General features: G+C 57.7%; 14 protein-coding genes. 5 read left to right on the top strand and 9 right to left on the bottom strand.

Going from position 1 to position 18,944, the window contains the following annotated elements; all coding sequences use genetic code 11:
- Nucleotides 1–9: 9 nt before the first annotated feature.
- From MC50_RS14015 to MC50_RS14005, 3 genes are all read right to left on the bottom strand, one after another.
- Complete coding sequence (locus MC50_RS14015) at nt 10–1,878, bottom strand: amidohydrolase (RefSeq protein WP_032696559.1); 1,869 nt, start codon at nt 1,876–1,878, stop codon at nt 10–12.
- A 24-nt stretch (nt 1,879–1,902) separates the two neighbouring features.
- Nucleotides 1,903–2,448 (bottom strand): antibiotic biosynthesis monooxygenase, encoded by a 546-nt coding sequence (locus MC50_RS14010; protein ID WP_032689276.1) that lies wholly within the window; start codon nt 2,446–2,448, stop codon nt 1,903–1,905.
- Between the two features lie 183 nt (nt 2,449–2,631).
- Nucleotides 2,632–3,273: a hydrolase gene (locus tag MC50_RS14005; RefSeq protein WP_032689277.1), complete on the bottom strand. Its 642-nt coding sequence runs from the start codon at nt 3,271–3,273 to the stop codon at nt 2,632–2,634.
- A gap of 337 nt (nt 3,274–3,610) precedes the next feature.
- On the opposite strand from MC50_RS14005, the gene MC50_RS14000 reads away from it, so the two are divergent.
- Nucleotides 3,611–4,513 (top strand): LysR substrate-binding domain-containing protein, encoded by a 903-nt coding sequence (locus MC50_RS14000; RefSeq protein WP_032696560.1) that lies wholly within the window; start codon nt 3,611–3,613, stop codon nt 4,511–4,513.
- Here the strand turns inward: MC50_RS14000 and malZ are convergent.
- The 5 genes from malZ to phoB form a co-directional block, all read right to left on the bottom strand.
- Complete coding sequence (malZ, locus tag MC50_RS13995; RefSeq protein WP_047664183.1) at nt 4,504–6,327, bottom strand: maltodextrin glucosidase; 1,824 nt, start codon at nt 6,325–6,327, stop codon at nt 4,504–4,506. The two genes, MC50_RS14000 and malZ, sit on opposite strands and share 10 nt — an antisense overlap.
- A 137-nt stretch (nt 6,328–6,464) precedes the next feature.
- The gene (gene proY, locus MC50_RS13990; RefSeq protein ID WP_032689280.1) at nt 6,465–7,838 is read right to left on the bottom strand and encodes a proline-specific permease ProY; all 1,374 of its coding nucleotides are present in this window, start codon (nt 7,836–7,838) and stop codon (nt 6,465–6,467) included.
- A 123-nt stretch (nt 7,839–7,961) separates the two neighbouring features.
- On the bottom strand, nt 7,962–9,281 hold the full coding sequence (gene brnQ / locus MC50_RS13985; RefSeq protein ID WP_032689281.1) for a branched-chain amino acid transporter carrier protein BrnQ: 1,320 nt from the start codon (nt 9,279–9,281) through the stop codon (nt 7,962–7,964).
- A 414-nt stretch (nt 9,282–9,695) separates the two neighbouring features.
- Entirely contained in the window at nt 9,696–10,991 is a 1,296-nt protein-coding gene (gene phoR, locus MC50_RS13980) for a phosphate regulon sensor histidine kinase PhoR (protein WP_032696562.1), read from the bottom strand.
- A gap of 21 nt (nt 10,992–11,012) precedes the next feature.
- The gene (gene phoB, locus MC50_RS13975; RefSeq protein WP_004204861.1) at nt 11,013–11,702 is read right to left on the bottom strand and encodes a phosphate response regulator transcription factor PhoB; all 690 of its coding nucleotides are present in this window, start codon (nt 11,700–11,702) and stop codon (nt 11,013–11,015) included.
- 209 nt (nt 11,703–11,911) lie between these two features.
- Between phoB and sbcD the strand changes: the two genes are divergently transcribed.
- From sbcD to MC50_RS13960, 3 genes are all read left to right on the top strand, one after another.
- Nucleotides 11,912–13,114 carry an exonuclease subunit SbcD gene (gene sbcD / locus MC50_RS13970; RefSeq protein ID WP_047664180.1) on the top strand — a complete coding sequence of 401 codons (1,203 nt, stop codon included), beginning with the start codon at nt 11,912–11,914 and terminating at the stop codon, nt 13,112–13,114.
- Nucleotides 13,111–16,269 carry an exonuclease subunit SbcC gene (gene sbcC, locus MC50_RS13965; protein ID WP_047664179.1) on the top strand — a complete coding sequence of 1,053 codons (3,159 nt, stop codon included), beginning with the start codon at nt 13,111–13,113 and terminating at the stop codon, nt 16,267–16,269. Before sbcD ends, sbcC begins: the two co-directional genes overlap by 4 nt.
- 325 nt (nt 16,270–16,594) lie before the next feature.
- Nucleotides 16,595–16,957: an NUDIX hydrolase gene (locus MC50_RS13960; protein ID WP_032689285.1), complete on the top strand. Its 363-nt coding sequence runs from the start codon at nt 16,595–16,597 to the stop codon at nt 16,955–16,957.
- A gap of 46 nt (nt 16,958–17,003) precedes the next feature.
- On the opposite strand, the gene mak is transcribed toward MC50_RS13960, so the two are convergent.
- A complete protein-coding gene (mak, locus tag MC50_RS13955) occupies nt 17,004–17,909 on the bottom strand; it encodes a fructokinase (RefSeq protein WP_032689286.1) in 906 nt (301 codons plus the stop codon).
- A 91-nt stretch (nt 17,910–18,000) separates the two neighbouring features.
- Here mak and rdgC point away from each other — a divergent pair, with 91 nt between their 5' ends.
- Nucleotides 18,001–18,912, top strand: a complete 912-nt coding sequence (rdgC, locus tag MC50_RS13950; RefSeq protein ID WP_032689287.1) for a recombination-associated protein RdgC — start codon at nt 18,001–18,003, stop codon at nt 18,910–18,912.
- Nucleotides 18,913–18,944: the final 32 nt, after the last annotated feature.

The following is an 18,944-nucleotide window of genomic DNA, read 5'->3' as shown; positions in this document are numbered from 1 at the left end:
TGGAAGAGGCTAAAACGCGAAGCAGGAACAGCCCATCACGCCCCAGAACGCCTGTTCGTCCGACACCGGCACCGACGACTTACGGGCAATATCATGCTGATGACCGTGCACGCCGCAGCTGCCGCAGCACTGGTGCATCTGTACTATCGCCCCGATTTTCGCCGCCGCAGGCGGAGCGGAACGATAGTGGCCCGGCACCTTAACCACCGGAGACCACTCCGGCAGAACAGGAATCGGCGGCGGCGCCAGCGGGGAGAAATGCCCTGCGGCATAAACCACTTTGCCATCGACCACCGTCAGCACCGACTCAATGCCTTTGATCTCCTCTTCCGGCACGCTGAAATAGTCTTTGGACAGCACCACCAGATCGGCCAGCTGATCTTTCTCAATACGCCCTTTTTTGCCCTGTTCACTGGAGAACCAGGCGCTGCCCGCGGTCCACAGTTCCAGCGCCACCTCGCGCGGCAGACGGTTACTCTCGTCATACATCGCCATGCCGCCCACGGTACGCCCGGAGACCAGCCAGTAGAGCGCGGTCCACGGGTTGTAGCTTGCGACACGCGTCGCATCGGTCCCCAGCCCCACCGGCACGTCCAGCTCCAGCATTTTCGCCACCGGCGGCGTATGCTTGACCGCATCTTTGCCATAGCGATCGACAAAATATTCGCCCTGAAAAGCCATTCGGTGCTGCACCGCGATACCGCCGCCGAGCGCCTTCACGCGTTCAATATTCCGCTCGGTAATGGTCTCCGCATGGTCAAAGAACCAGTGCAGGCCGTTAAACGGAATATCGCGATTCACCTTCTCAAAAACATCCAGCATCCGGCTGATGGATTCATCATAGGTCGCATGCAGGCGGAACGGCCAGCGGTGCTCCACCAGATGGCGTACCACCCGCTCCAGCTCGTCTTCCATCCCTTGCGGCAGATCCGGACGCGGCTGCAGGAAATCTTCAAAATCCGCCGCCGAGAAGACCAGCATTTCGCCGGCGCCGTTGGCACGGAAAAAGTCGGTCCCCTGCCCCGGTTTCAGCATATCGGTCCAGCGTTCGAAATCATCCAGCTCCTGTTTTGGCCGCTGGGTAAACAGGTTATAGGCAATACGCACGGTCATCTGCTCTTGCGCATGCAGCTGTTCAATAATTTCATAATCTTCCGGATAGTTCTGGAAACCGCCCCCGGCATCGATCGCGCTGGTGAGGCCAAGCCGGTTCAGCTCACGCATAAACTGACGCGTCGAATTGACCTGCAGCTCCAGCGGCAACTTCGGCCCTTTCGCCAGGGTCGCATAGAGAATCATCGCGTTAGGTTTGGCGATCAGCATCCCGGTGGGGTTACCGTGGCTGTCGCGCACGATTTCACCGCCGGCCGGATCCGGCGTCTCTTTGGTGTAACCCACGGCCTTCAGCGCCGCACGGTTCAGCAGCGCGCGATCGTAGAGATGGAGGACAAATACCGGCGTATCCGGCGCCGCCTCGTTCAACTCCTCGAGGGTGGGCATACGCCGTTCGGCGAACTGAAATTCACTCCAGCCGCCGACAACGCGCACCCACTGCGGAGACGGCGTGCGATCGGCCTGATCTTTCAGCATGCGCAGCGCGTCGGCCAGCGACGGAACCCCCTCCCAGCGCAACTCGAGATTATAATTCAGCCCGCCGCGGATCAGGTGCAGGTGGGAATCGTTCAGACCGGGGATCACCGTATGACCTTGTAGATCAACTATCTGTGTCCCTTGCGCAGCAAAACTCATGATCCGATCGCTGCTACCGGTGGCGAGGATCTTGCCGTTGGCGATGGCGATCGCCTCGGTCAACGGATTAGTGCGGTCGAGTGTATGAATTCGGCCGTTGGTAAGGATCAGTGTGGCAGTTTGCGACATAACGCTCTCCTTCAGGAGGCTGACTCAGTTTTTCTTTAACCAGCCAGCAAACAGACGGGTCACGATGGGCATCCAGAACCAGACCACCAGCGCGACCACACAGGCATCATTTATCAAATGCAGCAGCAGGCTTCCCCGCAATGAGGGAAGGAACATCCCGGTCAGCCAGGGCACCAGGTTAGTGCTGGGAAAGATCACCAGCAGCGTAATCAGAAACTGCTTCCAGCGCAGCGGCTGGCGTACGTTCGCCGCTGGTGGAGTGAACCAGAAGGCCGGCTCGGTCCGCACTTCCGTGCGATCGCCTTCATTGAGCAGCGGCGCAATTTCCGCGACCAGTTCGCGACGCGTTTCTGACTGCGTCCAGGCATAGAGGTGTTCAATGGTGTCAAAACGAATAATGACGCTCCATAAATTCTGCCCGGCGGTCGGGCGAATCACGTTAGCGCCCAGATGGCCGGGAAACTCTGCCGCGACAGGCATAATTTTACCTAACCATTGCTCATAGCGTTCCCCGTGTTCAGGGTCGAGCGTATGGCTTATTACCAGGGTCACCGATTTCTGTTGCGTCATGACCGGGCTCCTTGCTGCGGAGAAGGGCGGGATTTCCCCCCCTTCTCCATCAATGACAATACACAAAATCATTCATGCTGCGTCGAGGCGGCAAGCTTGTACGCCCCCGGTCACTGACATAAGCCAGCGACCGGGGCGGGCAAACGAAGGCCACACAGAGACAGCCTGAAGGACGAAGTGTATTCAGGCTTTACGTTCCGGCGCGCCGTGTACCATGGTATAGGCATAATCCACGCCCATCCCGTAAGCGCCGCTGTGTTCGCGAACCAGATCCATGACCGCGTCATACGTCTCTTTGCGTGACCAGTCGCGCTGGTATTCCAGCAAAACCTGCTGCCAGGTGACCGGAACAGCGCCGGCCTGCACCATGCGATCAATTGACCGTTCATGGGCGTCAACGGAGGTGCCGCCGGAGGTGTCGGTAACCACGTAGACTTCAAACCCCTCTTCCAAAGCCATCAGCGCCGGGAAGGTCAGGCACACTTCGGTCCACAGCGCAGAAATAATCAATTTTTTGCGTCCGGTGGCTTTGACCGCCTTAACAAAAGCAGCATCTTCCCAGGAGTTCATCGACGTACGTTCAATCGGTTTAACCTGCGGATGGACCGCCAGTAATTCTGGCCAGATATAGCCGCTAAAACTTTTGGTCTCAACGGAAGTATAAATAACCGGAACATTAAAAATTTTGCCGGCTTTCGCCAGGGCAACGGTGTTGTTTTTCAGCGTCTGACGGTCAATATTGGCAACGCCAAACGACATCTGCGGCTGATGGTCAATAAAGATTAGGGCAGAGTTGGTTGGATCGATCAGTTCCCGAATAGACATGACATACCTTCTTAATCAATAAGTTAAAGAGATATAAAACAAGTTACTGTGGGTCTGAATCGTGAAGGATAAAGCATGCTGAGTATAGTCAGTTATTTCTAACGAGTTATTAAAGAAATTCTCCGTGCTATTACTAAATGTATAAGCTACGGGCGATAAATTTCAGACGTATGAAGGCGGAAAGAGAGGAAGACAATGGGGTAAAAATATAAAAATCTGGCTGTCTGGTTAGCAATGCTTATCAAAAATTTACGCGAAAGGGTTCTAAATTATTCACTGGCATTGACCATCCGGCTTCGGTAAAACTGAGTCACCCTTGTTAACCGGTAAGTAATGGATGCGCTTAAACCTTGATGTTCTGCTGATTCTGGACGCGTTAGATACCCACGGGTCTTTCGCCACCGCCGCAGAGTCGTTGTATAAGACCCCTGCCGCCTTGAGCTATATGATCCAGAAGCTGGAAAGCGATCTGGATATCACTCTGCTGGATCGCAGCGGTCATCGGGCGAAATTTACCGATACCGGCCGAATGGTGCTGGAAAAGGGTCGTTTGCTGCTCAACGCCGCAAAAGATCTGGAAAAACAGGCCGTCCAGCTGGAAGCCGGCTGGGAGCGGGATCTGGATATCGCGCTCGATGCCTCTTTCCCTTTTGAACGTCTGCTGCCGCTGATCGACGCTTTTTATGCGCAAAACCCGCAAACCCGGCTCAACTTTACCCACCATACGCTGGCCGGCTCCTGGGAAGAGCTGACCCGCAACGGCGCAGATATTATTCTCGGCGCCATCAACGAACCGCCCACCTCCGCCGAATGGTCGTGGAAAATGGTCGGCGCGCTGGATAATGTCTTCGTTGTCGCCCCCGCTCACCCGCTCGCCGAAGCGACGCAGCCGCTCAACAACAAGCAGCTGAGCCTGCATCGCGCGGTGGTGATTAGCGACAGCGCCCGCTATTGCCATCCGCTCAACAGCAACCTCCTCGCTGAACAGCCGCAAATTCGCGTCGACGATTTTGCCAGCAAGGTGGCGCTGCTGCGCGCCGGGCTGGGCTGCGGTTTTTTACCTCGCCATATCGCACAGCCGTGGCTGGAGAACGGGGAGCTGATAGAAAAGCCGGTTCTCTCCTGCCGCGAGAAAGATCTCACCTATATCGCCTGGCGCAGCGATAACGACGGCCTCGCCCAGCGCTGGTGGCGGGAGGCGATTCTTCGCGACCCGTTCCTGAACCAGCTCTACTCCTGACGGCTGAACCAGACGCTGGCGGAAATAGCAGGCAGGCTCAGCACGCCATCATGCAACGTACCGGCGCCCTCTTGCACCTGCCATGCGCCAACGTCCAGCAGCGGCGAATCCTCGACAACCACTTCGCAGGCTTCGCCGCGGTTGATGGCCACCAGCACGCGCAGCTGCTTATACACACGAGCAAATACCACCACGTTCTCTTCGGCATAAATGACCTGGCAGCCGCCGTATCGCAGTGCCTTATTGGCTTTGCGCAGCTTCGCCATCCGCTTATACAGCCCCAGCAGCACGGTATCCTGCAGGGCGGGATCCCACGGGAAGGGTTTACGACAGAAGGGATCGTTGTTGCCATCGACGCCCACTTCATCGCCGTAGTAGATGCAGGGTACGCCCGGCCAGCAAAACAGCCACACGACCGCCAGCGGCAGGCGTGCGACATCTCTGCCCAGCAGCGACTTAAATCGCGCGGTATCGTGACTGTCCAGCTGGTTAAACATCCGCAGCTGCTGCTGATGCGACAGCCCGGCGCGATAGTTATCCATCCAGGCGACGCAGGTCTGCGCGTCAATCTTCTGCGGATCGTAAGAGATATCGGTATTGGCGAGGAATCCCCACAGCGGGAAGGTAAAACCGCGGTAGTTCATGGCGGCATCTTCAGCATCCGCCTGGAGCCACTGGCGGGCGTCACCAAAATGCTCGCCAAAGACAAAGGATTCGGGCTGCGTCTGCTTCGCCGCCGCGGTAATACCGGCAATATGGCGCAGGTTGTTGTGCGCCCCGCCGCCTTCACCCAGCATATGCACCACGTCCAGCCGCCAGCCGTCCATGCTCCACGGCGCTTTCAGCCAGTGGCGGACAATACTGTCTTCTCCGGCGTAGATTTCATTCACCAGGCTTGCGGACTGATAATCCAGCTTAGGCAGGCTGGCGTAGCCCAGCCAGCTATGCGCTTCCCCTTCGGGAGAGATGGTAAACCAGTCGCGCCACGGCGAATCGGCATGGTGACACGCCCCGCTGCTGCCGCGCTGGTGGCGGTCGAACCAGGCGTGCGAATCGCCGGTATGGTTAAACACACCGTCAAGAATCAGACGCATCCCTTCGCGCTGCGTGTTGTGGCGCAGACGCAGCAGCGCGCCGTCGCCGCCGAATTGCGGATCGACGCGGCGATAATCTTCGGTATCGTATTTATGCACGCTGGGGGCGACAAATACCGGGTTCAGATAGAGCGCAGTCACGCCAAGCTGCTTGAGATACGGCAGTTTCTCGCTGATGCCGTCAAGATCGCCGCCATAAAAGGTGGAGCCGCCCGCTTCGCCGGTTAACGGCTCATCCCACGATTTCCGGACAATGTCGCGCCCGGCGGCGTGATGATGATAGACCCGATCCTGTTCCGCTTCTCGCGTCTCGCTGCGCGCAAAACGGTCAGGGAAAATTTGATAAAAGACCTGATCGGCCACCCACTGCGGGCCGCTATCCGGCAGATCGACGGCGAACTGCTCCAGCCTCGCCGGCGGAAAACGGTTAAAGCCCTGCGGCGTGAACCAGCGCTGACGATCCGCCCACAGTAGCTTAAAACTGTAGCGCCGACGCGGCTGGCCGCTGGCAAGATTGATTTCGCCCCGCCACGCAACAACGCCCGGATGCGGTTCCTGGCGCAGTCGGTGCATTGGCAGCGAGAGCTCTTCATTATCTTCTTCCGCACGCAACGTCACCCGCTGCGGCAGATCGTCGCCGCTGAGCCATAAAGTGATAAAGAGTCGTTCCTGCTGCTCCTTGATAAACGGAGCCACAGGCAGGTGCCATGCCTTCAACATCGTCATTCCTCTCTCTGTAGAATGGGCACACCTTGCCACAGCCCACAGGCGGATGACTCATCATCACAGGAATTATTGGGGGAGGATAATGGGGGTGGAGAGCGCGCCTGCCAAATCGGACAGGCGCGGGGGAAGCGTTACTGTGCCTGCGCCAGCTGGCGGTCGCGGCGAGTTTTCCACTGCCAGCCAGCCAGCAGCAGCACAATCCAGGCGAAACCGACGTACAGCGAGATACGGGTGTCCGGATGGTAGCCAATCAGCGCAATAATAAAGACGAGGAACACCAGACCCACGGCAGTCGTGGCGACGCCACCCGGTACCTTAAACTTCAGCGCTTTCGCCTCTTCCGGCGACAGGCGACGGCGGAAGGCAATCTGCGACAGCAGGATCATGATCCACACCCAGACGGTGGCGAAGGTGGCCAGTGACGCAATCACCAGGAAGACGTTTTCCGGCATGATGTAGTTAAGATAGACCGCAAACAGCAGCGCAACGGTCATCACCATCACCGTCACCCACGGGATCCCGCGACGCGAAGTCCTGGCGAAAATCTTCGGCGCGCTGCCCTGCTCGGCCATGCCGTGCAGCATACGTCCGACGCCGAAGACGTCGCTGTTAATCGCCGACAGCGAGGCGGTCAGCACCACAAAGTTAAGGATGCTGGCGGCAAACGCAATGCCCATATGCTGGAAGGTCAGAACGAACGGGCTGCCGTCAGTGCCCACCTGATTCCACGGATAAATGGACATAATCACGAACAGCGTGCCGACATAGAACACCAGAATGCGCATCGGGACCGAGTTAATCGCGCGCGGAATGGATTTCTCCGGGTCTTTCGCTTCACCGGCGGTGATGCCGATGATCTCTATCCCGCCGTAGGCGAACATCACCATCTGCAGCGACATCACCATTCCCAGCCAGCCGTTGCTGAAGAAGCCGCCGTTGCTCCACAGATTATGGATGCCGGTAGGCTGTCCGCCGTTGCCGATCCCCCAGATAATGATGCCGAAACCGGCAAGAATCATGATGATGATGGTGGCAACTTTAAAGAACGAGAACCAGAACTCCAGCTCGCCGAAGACCTTAACGCTCATCAGATTGACGGCGCAGATAATCAGCACCACGCTGAGCACCCATATCCAGTGCGGTACCGTCGGAAACCAGACGCCCATATAAATCCCGAAAGCCGTCACGTCGGCAATCGCGACAATCAGAATTTCAAAGCAGTAGGTCCAGCCGGTGATATAGCCCGCCAGCGGACCGAGATAATCCTGCGCATAGCGGGAAAATGAGCTGGCGGCAGGGTTATGTACCGACATCTCTCCCAGCGCACGCATAATGATGTACGCGGCCGCGCCGCCGATAATATAGGCCAGCAGGACGCTCGGGCCCGCCATTTTAATGGCGTCAGCTGAACCATAGAACAGGCCAGTACCAATTGCGGATCCCAGCGCCATAAAGCGGATATGCCGGGTACTTAGCCCGCGCTTAAGTTTGTTACTACTTTCCATCGTATTCCATGCCGTTTTTCTCTTCAGACCTTCGCCGGAGCAGGCCGCAAAAGAGGATTACCTGAAAAACAAAAAACCACGGGACCCAAAGTCCCGTGGCTTAACACTGATTAAAACCGTCGGTTAATGCGCGCTGGAGGTCACCTGACGTCCTGCCGCACGGTCCCAGATCACCGCCAGAACCACCATCACGGCGGTAGGCATCAGCCAGGCAAGCCCCTGCTCAGCCAGCGGCAGACGCGAGGTCCAGGCCGGTAACATCTCCGCGAACGCCGACGATTTAATGCCGTCAATGATACCAAACATCAGGCTGATAAACATGGCCGGCGCAATGACGCGGGACGAATTATGCCACCAGTTGCGGGTAAAGCTTAAGACCACCAGGGCGATACATGGCGGATAGATAGCCGTCAGCACCGGAATCGAAATCTGAATCAGATGGCTCAGCCCCAGGTTGGAGACCGCCATCGAGAAAATGCCGAGGATAAATACCAGCGCGCGATAGGATAATGGCAGGTACTGCGCGAAGAACTCCGCACAGGCGCAGGTCAAGCCCACCGCGGTCACCAGACAAGCGATGAAAATCAGCGCCGCCAGCATAAAGCTCCCCGCGCCACCGAAGGTGTGCTGGACATAGGCATGCAGAATCGCCGCGCCGTTAGCGGATTGATCCACCAGTGTCGCGCTATCAGACCCGAGGCGGAACAGCGCCAGATACAGCAGCGTCAGCCCCACGCCGGCCATCAGTCCGGCCCAGACGGTGTAGCGGGTCAGCAGGCGCGCTTCCGTTACGCCGCGAGAGCGCGCGGCGTTAACAATGACGATACCGAACACCATTGCACCCAGCGTATCCATGGTCAGATAGCCGTTAACGAAGCCGTTAGAGAACGGCGCGGTGCGGTAAGCTTCCAGCGCATTGCTGATCGAGCCAGCCGGCCAGATAATTGCCGCAACGGACAAAATGATCAGCGCAATAATTTTCAGCGGTGCAAGGAAATTCCCCACCGTATCCAGCAGTTTGCCCGGATAGAGCGAAACCAGGATCACCAGCGCAAAATAGATCACGCTGTAAATCATCAGCGGCATCGCGCCGTCGCCGGTCAGCGGGGCAATCCCGACTTCAAAAGAGACCGTTGCGGTACGCGGCGTCGCAAACAGCGGGCCAACGGCCAGGTAACAGACCACCGCCAGCAGGATGCCGGCCACTTTGCCAATCGGCGTACTCAGGCTTTCCACGCCGCCGCCGACTTTCGCCAGCGCCACAACCGTCAGCACCGGTAAACCCACGGCGGTAATCAGAAAGCCAATAGCGGCGGTCCAGACGTGTTCACCAGCCTGTAAACCCACCATCGGAGGGAAGATAATGTTGCCTGCGCCAACGAACAACGCGAAGGTCATAAAGCCCAACGCGATAATGTCGCGAGATTTTAACTGATGGGTCATAAATTCATTACTGCCTGTGGATGTGGTGTTGTTAACAAACGGAAAATACCGTGTCTTCCCCTGAGGGAGGATACAGCGGTGGTTGCCGGAAAAATCAGCGGGATATGCTCCCGAACACGCGTGGGAAAGAATTGTTTTTTGAATTACCACGCAAAAACAGTCTGTCTGCGACTGCATGGGGGGCAATTTAAACGCTTATAACGTTTTAATGCAAGGCGGGATCGCAAAAGCAGATGATTATGCTAAGTCTATTTTTATGAGCGGGATTATTGACCATATCTAAGGAAAACCTCCGGCTAATCATGCGAACAAAAAAGCAGCAGGCGTTCATTAATTACGCGGCTAAAAAGTGACTGCAAACGAAAATGACCAGCCGAAGCTGGTCATTGGCAAGTCATGTTGACAAGGGCGCGTTCAGGCGCTTTTTTTGGCAATTAAACGTTCCGGGAGTAAGAAACTAAAACGCGTCCCTTTGCCTACCGTACTCTCAATTTCCAGGCGACTGTCGTGATGATTTACCGCATGTTTGACAATCGCCAGCCCAAGACCGCTGCCGCCGGTTTGCCGCGAACGCGCCTTATCCACGCGATAGAAGCGCTCGGTCAGACGCGGAATGTGCTCGGGCGCAATCCCCGGACCGTTATCCTCGACGCTGAACAACGCGCCATGCGGCGCCCGTTGCCAGCTGACGGTAATCTCCGTCCCCGCTGGCGTATGGTTAATCGCGTTATACACCAGATTGGACATCGCGCTTCGCAGCTGCTCTTCGTTGCCCAGCACCAGCAGCGTCTCATCGACGTGGAAGTGGAGCGTCTGCTTCTGCTGGCTGAGCGTCTGGGCTTCTCGCTCCACCACCCGCAGCATCATCGGCACGTCGATTTTGTCATTCATGGCCAGCGTCGGCGCCGCTTCAATCCGCGACAGCGTCAGCAGCTGCTTGACTAACCCCTCCATGCGCTGGGTTTGCTCGCGCATCGTATGCAGCGCTTTTTCGCGCGTCATCCCTTCCAGCACCTGCTCCTGCATCATCTCCAGATAGCCCTGCAGTACCGTTAACGGCGTGCGAAGCTCATGGCTGACGTTGGCAAAAAAGTTGCGCCGCGCGCCTTCCAGCTGGTGCATCTGCGTCACATCGCGCGCCACCATCAGCCACTGTTTGTCGCTGTAGGGCATGACGCGGATCTCCAGATGACGAGCAGTATTGAGGACCAGATTGAGCGGCTTTGAGAAATCCCTGTTTTTGAGGTAGTGAGCAAATTCAGGGTAGCGCAGGAGGTTAAGAATATTTTGTCCACTGTCGTCCGGCCAGCGCAGATTGAGGATCTGCTGAGCCAGACCATTACACCAGAAGATGGCCCCCTCCTCCGTCGTCAGCACCACCGCATCGGGCAACGACTCCGCCCCGCTACGAAAGCGTTTGATCAGACTGCCCAGTTCGCGTCGGCGCTTTTTATTGCGCATCTGCATCTGGTGAAGGCCGTAGAGCAGCGGTTCCCAGCTGCCGCTTCCCGGCGGTGGCGTCATGCTACGGTCGACCCATAGCCACCATGAAAGACGTAATAAATTCCAGAAATGCCAGATGAGAAGTCCGGTTACTGCCGCCAGCAAAAACCACGGCAGATAACCCACCACCGCCCCAAGAATCAGGGCCGGGATACAACATAAGAAAAGCTCAAGCGCCAGCCTTTTCCATGACAGCCGTTCCAGCACGGTTCACACTCCTGTCGAGATTCAGAAACGGGCGGAGAAACGATATCCCGTGCCGCGGACCGTTTGTACCATCCGGTCATGGCCGCTATGTTCCAGCGCTTTACGCAGACGGCGAATATGCACATCCACCGTTCTGTCTTCTACATACACGTTCGTCCCCCAGACGTGATTCAGCAGCTGTTCACGGCTGTAGACGCGTTCCGGGTGAGTCATAAAGAAGTGTAGCAATTTAAACTCCGTCGGCCCCATGTCCAGCGGACTTTCTCCGGTCATCACGCGATGGGAAGAAGGGTCAAGGCTAAGCCCTTGCATTTCAATCACTTCTTCCACAGCCATCGGCGAAATACGGCGCATCACCGCTTTGATTCGCGCCACCAGCTCTTTCGGTGAAAAAGGCTTAGTGATGTAATCATCGGCGCCGGTTTCCAGACCACGTACACGATCCTCTTCTTCACCGCGGGCGGTGAGCATGACGACCGGGATATCGCGGGTCATCGCCTCACGCTTGAGCAGCTTGATAAACTGGAGACCCGATCCGCCCGGCAGCATCCAGTCGAGGAGAATCAAATCAGGCCAGGGTTCATTGAGTTGATTCACCGCACTGTCATAATCTTCCGCCTCGACGGGCTGAAAGCCGTTTTGCTCAAGAACAAAGCAGACCATTTCGCGGATCGGAGCTTCATCTTCAACGACCAGAATTCTTCTCGCCATTATTTACCCTGTATTTTTTAGCCATCAGTATAGAGTGCGGCGCCATTATGCGTCAGTTTTGTGACAGATTTATGAAGAAAATGACCGTCATATGATAGCGGATTTTGAATAATGACAAGGAGTAACAATCGATCCTGCAGGCGTTAAAGGGGCAACCTGCCGGATGACAGGTATATAATGCGCCCATGCTTTTTCGCCAGGGAATACTTATGCGCATCATCCACACCTCTGACTGGCACCTTGGCCAGAATTTTTACAGCAAGAGCCGCGCCGCCGAACACTCGGCCTTTCTCGACTGGCTGCTGACCAGCGCGCAGGCGCACGAGGTCGATGCCATTATTGTCGCCGGCGACATCTTTGATACCGGCTCGCCGCCAAGCTACGCTCGCGAGCTGTATAACCGCTTTGTGGTTCAGCTTCAACAGACCGGCTGCCAGCTGGTGGTACTGGCGGGCAACCACGATTCGGTGGCGACGCTGAATGAATCCCGCGATATTCTGGCCTTTCTGAAAACCACGGTGGTGGCCAGCGCCGGCCATGCCCCCTTTATTCTGCCGCAGCGCGACGGCACCCCCGGCGCCATATTTTGCCCGGTCCCCTTCCTGCGCCCGCGCGAGCTGGTCACCAGCCAGGCCGGACACTCCAGCGGCGAAAAACAGCAGCTGCTGTTGAACGCCATCAGCGACTATTATCAGCAGCAGTACGAAGCGGCCTGCGCCCTGCGCGGCGATCGACCGCTGCCGATCGTCGCCAGCGGCCACCTGACCACCGTCGGCGCCAGCAAAAGCGATGCGGTGCGCGATATCTACATCGGCACGCTGGAGGCATTTCCCGCCAGCCATTTTCCCCCCGTTGATTATATTGCCCTCGGCCATATTCACCGGGCGCAAAAGATTGGCGGCAGCGAACATATTCGCTACAGCGGCTCCCCCATCGCCCTCAGCTTTGATGAGACAGGAAAAAGCAAAAGCGTCAATCTGGTGACCTTCACCGACGGGCAACTGACGGAGGTGCTTCCTCTGACGGTGCCGGTGACGCAGCCGCTGGCGGTGCTGAAAGGCGATTTCTCCAGCATCAGCGAACAGCTCACCCAGTGGCGGGACGCCCCTCAGGAGCCGGTCGTCTGGCTGGATATTGAAATTACCAGTGACGAATATCTCCATGATATTCAGCGCAAAATTCAGGCTCAGACCGAAGATCTGCCGGTGGAAGTGCTGCTGGTTCGCCGCAGCCGCGCCCAACGTGAACGCATCCTGGCGGGCGAGCGGCGGGAGACGCTGAGCGAACTGCAGGTCGAGGAGGTGTTTGAACGCCGCCTGGCGCAGGAAACGCTGGAAGAGGCGCAGCAGCTGCGCCTGACGCAGCTGTTCAACGAAACGCTGCATAGTCTGAATGGTGAGGAGCACCTGTGAAAATTCTGAGTTTGCGCCTGAAAAATATCAACTCGTTAAAAGGCGAATGGAAAATCGACTTCACCGCAGAACCGTTCGCCAGCAACGGGCTGTTTGCCATCACCGGCCCCACCGGCGCCGGGAAAACCACTCTGCTGGACGCTATCTGCCTCGCGCTGTATCACGAAACGCCGCGTCTGAGCAGCGTCTCGCAATCGCAAAACGATCTGATGACCCGCGATACCGCCGAATGTCTGGCGGAAGTGGAATTTGAGGTCAAAGGGACCGCCTATCGCGCCTTCTGGAGCCAGAACCGCGCCCGCAATCAGCCGGAGGGCAACCTGCAGGCCCCGCGCGTTGAGCTGGCGCGCTGCGACGATGGGCAGATCCTCGCCGATAAAGTCAAAGATAAGCTCGAACTTACCGCTTCGCTCACCGGACTGGATTACGGTCGCTTTACCCGCTCAATGCTGCTTTCGCAAGGCCAGTTCGCCGCGTTCCTCAATGCCAAACCGAAAGAACGCGCTGAGCTGCTGGAAGAGCTGACCGGCACCGAAATCTACGGTCAAATTTCAGCACAGGTGTTTGAAAAGCATAAACTTGCCCGCAATGAACTGGAGAAACTTCAGGCCCAGGCGTCCGGCGTTCTGCTGCTGAGCGATGAGCAACAGCAGGCATTACAGCAAAGTTTGCAAGCACTTACTGATGAAGAGCGTCTACAGCTCGCTGAGCAAACCCGCCTGCAGGCGACGCAGCAGTGGCTGCTGCGCCAGCAGGAGCTCAGCGCGGAAGCCTCGCAGTCGCAGATCCGGCTACAGGAGGCGCAGCAGGCGCTGGAGCAGGCCCAGCCGCAGCTCGCTGCGCTGCTCAACGCGCAGCCGGCAGAGCAGCTGCGTCCGCTGTGGACCCGGCAGCAGGAGCAAAGCGCCGAGCTGGCGCAAACCCACCGCCAGGTGGAGGAAGTGAATACTCGCTTACAGGACAGGCTGCGGCTGCGCGCCGGGATTCGCCTTGCCGCCAGCCGGCAGATGACGCGCTTACAGGATGCCCATCACGCCCTCAACCTGTGGCTTAAAGAACACGATAGCTATCGCCAGTGGGGAAACTCGCTGGCGGGCTGGCGGGCCGTCTTCCAGCAGCAGGCGCGCGATGCCCAACAGCAGAACGCCGTGCAGCAGAGCCTGGCGGAAACCACTCGCAAGCTTTCGGAGCTGCCGCCTGCGGCGCTGACGCTGGATGCCGACCAGGTTACCGCCAGCCTGGCGCAGCACGCCGCCGCTCGCCCGCTGCGCCAGCAGCTTTCGACGCTGCACAGTCGACTGTTGCCGCTTCGTCAGCGTCAGCAGCAGTTGCAAACCGCGGAGCAGGCCCGCCGCGAGGAGCAGGAAAAGCTGGAAACAACCCTGGCCCAGCGCCGGCTGGCATACAAAGAAAAACATCAGCAATTCAGCGATGTGAAGGCTATTTGTGAGCTGGAAGCGCGCATTGTCGGGCTGGAGGAAGAGCGCGCTCGCCTGCAGCCCGGGAGCCCTTGTCCACTGTGCGGTTCCAGCGAACACCCGGCGGTCGCGCAATACCGGGCGCTGGAACCCGGCGTGAATCAGGCCCGCCGGGATAGTCTGGAGCGTGAAGTCAAACAGCTGACGGAAGAAGGCGCCCAGCTACGCGGTCAGCTTGAGGCACTGCTTAAACAACAGGTTAAAGAGAAAGAAGAGCTGGACTCACTCCTCCAGCAGGAGCAAGCGCTCACCTCGCAATGGCAGACAACCATCAGCGGACTCCATTGCGAACTGCAGCCGCAGGATGATATTCCCGGCTGGCTGGCGGCCCAGCAGGAGAGCGAACAGCAGCTGTATCAGCACCAGCAGCGACTGGCCTGGCAGGCCCAGCAGCAGGCGGGCGAGCAACAGCTCAGGCAGCTCCAGCAGGAGCAGGAACAACGGCGCGCGCAGCTGGAGGCGGAACTCTCGCCCTTCGCGCTCAGCGTTCCGCAGGCCGATCGGACGGCGGAGTGGCTGGCGCAGCGGGAAGCAGAGAGCCGCCTGTGGCAGGAAAAACAGAACCAATTTGTTGCGCTTCAGGAGCAGCTTCAACAGCTGACGCCGCTGCTGGATACGCTTCCGCAGACAGAGCCGGAGTCCCTTCCGCCAACGGACGAGATAGCCGATCCGGCGCCGCTGACGGGCTGGCGTCAGGTGCACGACGACTGTTTGGCATTGCAAAGCCAGTGGCGGACGCTGAGCCAGCAGGAGAGCCAGCAGCAGGAAGCGCTGCGGGAGACGCAAACCCGGTTCGCTGCCGCACTCTCCAGCAGCCCGTTTGCCGACCAGCAGGCCTTTCTCGCTGCCATGCTCGACGAAGAGACGCGCCAGCGGCTGGAGCGGCTTAAACAGACGCTGGAAAATGCGGTACAGCAAAATAACGCCCTGGCGCTGCGCGCCCGCGATGCGCTTGCCCGGCATCAGCAGCAACCGCCGGCAGACGTCGACCTCACCCAACCGCTGGAGCAGGTCCAGGCCCGTCTGCTCCAGCTGGCGCCGCAGCTGCGGGAAAACAGCGCCCGCCAGGGAGAGATCCGCCAACAGCTGAAACAGAACGCCGGGAACCAGCAACGCCAGCAGACATTGCATCAGGAGATCGCGCTGGCCGGGCAGCAGCTCGAGGACTGGGCATGGCTTAATGCGCTGATCGGTTCTAAAGAGGGCGATAAGTTCCGTAAATTCGCCCAGGGGCTAACGCTGGATAACCTGGTCTGGCTGGCGAACCATCAGCTCAATCGCCTGCACGGGCGCTACCAGCTTCAGCGCAAGGCCAGCGAAGCACTGGAGCTGGAAGTGGTTGATACCTGGCAGGCGGATGCGGTACGCGATACCCGAACCCTCTCCGGCGGTGAAAGCTTCCTTGTCAGCCTGGCGCTGGCGCTGGCGCTGTCCGATCTGGTGAGCCACAAAACGCGCATCGATTCGCTGTTTCTTGATGAAGGGTTCGGCACGCTCGATAGCGAAACGCTCGATACTGCGCTGGATGCGCTCGACGCCCTGAATGCCAGCGGTAAGGTGATCGGCGTGATAAGCCACGTTGAAGCAATGAAAGAGCGGATTCCGGTGCAGATCAAAGTTAAGAAAATCAACGGCCTTGGCTACAGCCGGCTGGATAAAATGTTTTCCGTCGAGTAACCCCCGGCGATTCCTCCGCTGAAGACCTTTCCCTTAGGGGAAAGGTCGTATTTCCCCCGGCGCATTATTCCTGCCGCCACTTCACGAATTATCTTGATAATGCACGAATATGCATGTTAATTTCATTTATCTTTCCTTAATGAGAATAAACAGGCATAGACATGACGTTTCAGGCACCAAAAAGCGGAAAAATCGATTAACACCGTCATTCGTGCACAAACGCGAAGGTCAACATACCCGACAGGTACGCGCCAGGTAAAAGCGCCTTTCCGGATATCCATCGGGTTTCCCGTCTTCCCGCTCATATATTAAGAAGGTCTTAGAGATGAAAAGTTGTCTTATTCTGGTTGCGGGCCCCGTCCGCAGCGGTACCAATAATCACCCGGAACTGATTGCTGCCAACCTGGACGCCATGGCACAGGTTGCGCTGAGTATTTATCGTAAAGGGCATATTCCTGTTATTGGCGAGTGGCTCGCTTTACCTATTGCCAAAGCCGCAGGTTCAAAAGAAACAGGCGATCCGATCAGCGAAGAGTTTTTATATCCCGTCGCGCATCGTTTGATTAGCCGCTGCGACGCGATTTTGCGTATACCGGGGGAGTCCCGGGGTGCCGATCTTGATGTCGAGGAAGGGAAAAAAAGGGGGCTGCCGATTTATTATCGCCTCGACGAGATCCCCGTTCTGTAATTCCCCCCGTTGCACCTGCCGAGCAGGGCAACGGGGTCACGCTGCTTTACAGCGGCCACAGCCAGGCCGCGCCGCGCACGCCGCTGGAGTCGCCGTGTACGGCTTTTCGAATCGGCGTCTCGCACTCCCCGCCGAATACCCATGGTTTCACCAGCTCAGGCACCGTCTGGTAGAGGCGTTCAACGTTGCTCATGCCGCCGCCGAGGACTATCACATCCGGATCGAGGATATTGACCACGTGGGCCAGCGACTTCGCCAGACGCATCTCGTAACGCTTCAGCGCCTGTTCGGCCAACGGATCCTGCTCGCCAACCCGCTGCATAATCGCATTGCCCGTTAGCGACTGGCCGCTCAGACGCTGGTAATCCGTGGCAAAACCGGTACCGGAGATAAAGGTTTCGATACATCCCTGCTTACCGCAATAGCACGGCACTTCGGCGCGATAGCGCAGTTCATCCTCATCCATCCACGGTAGCGGGTTATGCCCCCACTCCCCGGCGGTACCGTTGCCGCCAATGTGGGAACGGCCATTTATCGCCACTCCCGCGCCGCATCCGGTGCCGATAATCACCGCAAACACGGTCTGCGCCCCGGCGGCGGCGCCATCTACCGCTTCGGAAACCGCCAGGCAGTTGGCATCATTCGCCAGGCGTACTTCGCGATTTAAGCGCTGGCTCAGATCGTTATCAAACGGCTGACCGTTGAGCCAGGTAGAATTGGCATTTTTCACTACCCCTGTATAGGGTGAAATCGACCCCGGGATCCCGACGCCAACGCTGCCGCGCTGCCCGGTGGCCTGCTCCGCCATCCCGACCAGCGTCGCGATATTCTCTATCGTTTGCCGGTAATCCTCTCGTGGAGTCGGCAAACGGTGGCGAAATAACTGCTCTCCCTGGTCACTCAGAGCAATGACTTCTGTTTTTGTGCCGCCCAGATCAATACCAATACGCACTGTAAGCTCCTCTCCCCGATTAACAATGCAAGCATAGCGACAATTCGCTATCATGCCCGCTGGATTTAACGACAACGCCGTGGAAATTATCATGCTGTGGTTCAAAAATTTAATGGTTTACCGTCTCAGCCGCGAGATTTCATTGCGTGCCGAGGAGATGGAAAAACAGCTGGCCGGGCTGACATTTACCCCTTGTGGTAGCCAGGATATGGCGAAGACCGGCTGGGTATCGCCGATGGGTTCGCACAGCGATGCGCTGACGCATACCGCAAATGGCCAGATCGTGATCTGCGCACGCAAAGAAGAGAAGATCCTGCCGTCACCGGTGATCAAACAGGCGCTGGAGGCGAAGATCCTCAAGCTGGAAGCCGATCAGGGCCGTAAGCTGAAAAAAACCGAGAAAGATTCGCTGAAAGACGAAGTGCTGCACTCGCTGCTGCCGCGCGCCTTCAGCCGTTTCAGCCAGACAATGATGTGGATCGACACCGTCAACGGGCTGATCATGGTCGACTGCGCCAGCGCCAAGAAAGCGGAAGATACGCTGGCGCTGCTGCGTAAAACCTTAGGTTCTCTGCCGGTCGTTCCGCTGGCGCTGGAAAACCCGATCGAGCTGACGTTGACCGAATGGGTCCGCTCCGGGACCGTTGCTCAAGGTTTCCAGCTGCTGGATGAAGCCGAACTGAAAGCCATGCTTGAAGACGGCGGCGTCATTCGGGCGAAGAAACAGGATCTGGTCAGCGATGAAATCGCCGTGCATATTGAAGCCGGGAAAGTCGTCACCAAACTGGCGCTCGACTGGCAGCAGCGTATTCAGTTCCTGATGTGCGATGATGGTTCAATCAAACGTCTGAAATTCTGCGACGAACTGCGTGACCAGAATGAAGATATTGACCGGGAAGATTTCGCTCAGCGTTTTGACGCCGACTTTATTCTGATGACCGGCGAACTGGCGGCATTGATTCAGAATCTGGTGGAAGCTCTGGGCGGAGAAGCACAGCGCTAATCAGCGCCGGGTGCGCCCGACAAAGCGGGCAA

The sequence above is a fragment of the Klebsiella planticola genome (assembly GCF_000783935.2).
In the GTDB taxonomy this organism is placed as follows: Bacteria; Pseudomonadota; Gammaproteobacteria; order Enterobacterales; family Enterobacteriaceae; genus Klebsiella; species Klebsiella planticola.
Note: the sequence above shows the minus strand (reverse complement) of the source record. Positions and strands in the feature narration are given on the sequence as shown.

Coding starts and splice junctions, on each gene's coding strand:
- brnQ (WP_032689281.1), bottom strand. CDS start 9,281: ATGACCCATCAGTTAAAATCTCGCGACATTATCGCGTTGGGCTTTATG.
- phoB (WP_004204861.1), bottom strand. CDS start 11,702: ATGGCGAGAAGAATTCTGGTCGTTGAAGATGAAGCTCCGATCCGCGAA.
- proY (WP_032689280.1), bottom strand. CDS start 7,838: ATGGAAAGTAGTAACAAACTTAAGCGCGGGCTAAGTACCCGGCATATC.
- MC50_RS14015 (WP_032696559.1), bottom strand. CDS start 1,878: ATGTCGCAAACTGCCACACTGATCCTTACCAACGGCCGAATTCATACA.
- rdgC (WP_032689287.1), top strand. CDS start 18,001: ATGCTGTGGTTCAAAAATTTAATGGTTTACCGTCTCAGCCGCGAGATT.
- MC50_RS14000 (WP_032696560.1), top strand. CDS start 3,611: ATGCGCTTAAACCTTGATGTTCTGCTGATTCTGGACGCGTTAGATACC.
- malZ (WP_047664183.1), bottom strand. CDS start 6,327: ATGTTGAAGGCATGGCACCTGCCTGTGGCTCCGTTTATCAAGGAGCAG.
- MC50_RS14010 (WP_032689276.1), bottom strand. CDS start 2,448: ATGACGCAACAGAAATCGGTGACCCTGGTAATAAGCCATACGCTCGAC.
- sbcD (WP_047664180.1), top strand. CDS start 11,912: ATGCGCATCATCCACACCTCTGACTGGCACCTTGGCCAGAATTTTTAC.
- MC50_RS14005 (WP_032689277.1), bottom strand. CDS start 3,273: ATGTCTATTCGGGAACTGATCGATCCAACCAACTCTGCCCTAATCTTT.
- MC50_RS13960 (WP_032689285.1), top strand. CDS start 16,595: ATGAAAAGTTGTCTTATTCTGGTTGCGGGCCCCGTCCGCAGCGGTACC.